At 31.4% G+C, this 2,105-nt stretch carries 3 protein-coding genes; all 3 read right to left on the bottom strand.

All coding sequences use genetic code 11. The features are described 5' to 3' along the window. The coding region (locus AA81_RS11730; RefSeq protein ID WP_211292703.1) for an AfsR/SARP family transcriptional regulator at positions 1–455 on the bottom strand (455 nt) is incomplete at its 3' end. 94 nt (positions 456–549) lie between these two features. After that, positions 550–1,629: a hypothetical protein gene (locus tag AA81_RS11735; protein ID WP_103899129.1), complete on the bottom strand. Its 1,080-nt coding sequence runs from the start codon at positions 1,627–1,629 to the stop codon at positions 550–552. Further along, positions 1,626–2,105: secretin GspD/PilQ domain-containing protein (locus tag AA81_RS11740; RefSeq protein ID WP_103899130.1), on the bottom strand; the 480-nt coding region annotated here is incomplete at its 5' end. The genes AA81_RS11740 and AA81_RS11735, both read right to left, overlap by 4 nt.

The following is a 2,105-nucleotide window of genomic DNA, read 5'->3' on the forward strand; positions in this document are numbered from 1 at the left end:
AAATATTCCCTTTTTTCTCTTACCCATTCCTCCTGAACATTTTCTTGTAGTAACTCGCCTTTGTATAAACTAACCGCCTTTGAGAACAAAAACAAACGTCTATTGATTTCTTTCTCTTTAAAACTTTCATCGCTTAAGGCTAAAAATTCTTCCAAATCGATATAGATATCATTTGATTTCGAAAATAAACAAAAATCTTCTTGCAAAGTTAATTCGTCGCTGCTCAATCCCAAATTTTTTCTAATATAATATAATGTAGTGTTTAAATTTTGCCTCGCACTTTCATCATCGAAACCGGGCCAAAATAGATCGTACAATTCAAAAACGGAAACCTTTTGACCTCTGTTGAGTATAAGATATTTAAGAATTTCTCTGGCTTTCCTTGATTTTAAATTTTCTATTGGTTTATCATCAAGAAAGATTTTAAAATCCCCTAACATATAGATATTTAACATAGGGTATGCCCCCTTAATACTTAATCTATTAATATTTTAACACTTTTGATGATAAACCCAAAAATATTAACATATTTAAATCGATGTATATTTACTAAAATTCGTACGAGGATACAAGAGAAAAAGAAAATGTGTTAGAAACAAAGTTATAACCGCCTAAGGTCTCAAATTTGAAGTTGGATATTTGATTCAAAATGCCTCCTTTTAAGGAGAAGCCATAATGATTTTCCAAATAACTCAAATCTAAGCCAACAAAAAAGTTGTTGTTCATATTCACAGCCAATTTTTTAAGCTCTCCCCCAAGGTAAAATCCAAGAACTTCAAAATTCAACGCTTGTGCTAATTTTTCTCCCAAATAAAAACCTTGTTCTTCGTTGGTAAGTGTATCTTTTAAATCGAAGATTTTAAATGTAGGGAAGTTTTTAGTTGCTGTGAATGCAAAATCTCCTTTGAAATCAAGGCTGTTATTGGAAAATATGTAAGGAACAAATACCCCCTCGAATTCAATAGAGTCTATGTATGTCTTATCGTTCAAAAAAAGATAAAAGGTCTCATTTTGATAGTTTACACCAACTTTCATTCCATTAAAAATGAGTCCTACATAGTAACCCCCATTTTTGTAATCAAGTAAGTTACTCATGCCAAAGAAAACTAAATCATTTAATTCCACTTCTGTTTCGGTAATGAACTCATCTTCATAATAAGTAAATTGGTTGTAATAAGTTTTAAGAGCAATTTTATTCTTTTTTGAAAATTCTTTTTGATCTGTGAATTCTAATTTTTCAACGTTGTTAACTTGGAGATAGATGTCCAACGTCTTTTCTTCGTTCCCTTCTAAATAATAAATAGAGGTGACATAGTTTTTATTGTTTTTCAATAAGTCGATAGTATTTTCAAAGTGCATATTCACACTGTCTAGAATAATTTTTGTTCTAACCTGATCTCCCAAGTCATTGAGAGGAGTAATTTCAAAAGTAGCCTCAACATTACCTTTTGAATCAAAATTGAAAGTATAACCTTGAATAACAGCCACACTACCGAGCAACGTTTCACTTCTGCTATCATTCTTCAAAACAGAGTATATTGAGTAATTATACATTTGAGAACTTTGTGAAAACGCAAATGTATGAAACGTCAAAACGAAGAGTATTAGAAGATAGATATACTTTTTCATTTTTGGTCAACCCCTTGAAAGGTTGAGCTAGCAGTTAAAAATATCATCATCCGTTTACTTTCATCTTTATTTTGGTTATCCCCGAATAAAAACCTAAAAAAAGGCAGGTCTTTCAGAAGTGGCGTTCCCCCACTTTTTGAATAAAGTTGGCTCAAGTCCAAATCAGCGATCAATAAAATTTCGTTGGGGTTTAAATTGATCTTGGTCTCCAACTCTGACTCTGAAAGTAAATAGCTATCTCTTGTAACTTCCATCAAGTTTGATGTTTTTGTCTTAAAAGAAAGTTGAAGAATTTGATTCATCATAGTTGGAGTCATTTCTATTTCTATTCCACTCTCAATATTTCTAAATTCGTTTCTGTAGGTAGTAAAAACGATACTCTCTGAATTCTTCAAACTTAATAGCGCTGGTTCTCCTGGTAAAACGTTGACAACCTGTTTAGTAACCAAATTTGCAGTTTCGTTCTTTTCGTACAT

Source organism: Petrotoga halophila DSM 16923 (assembly GCF_002924615.1).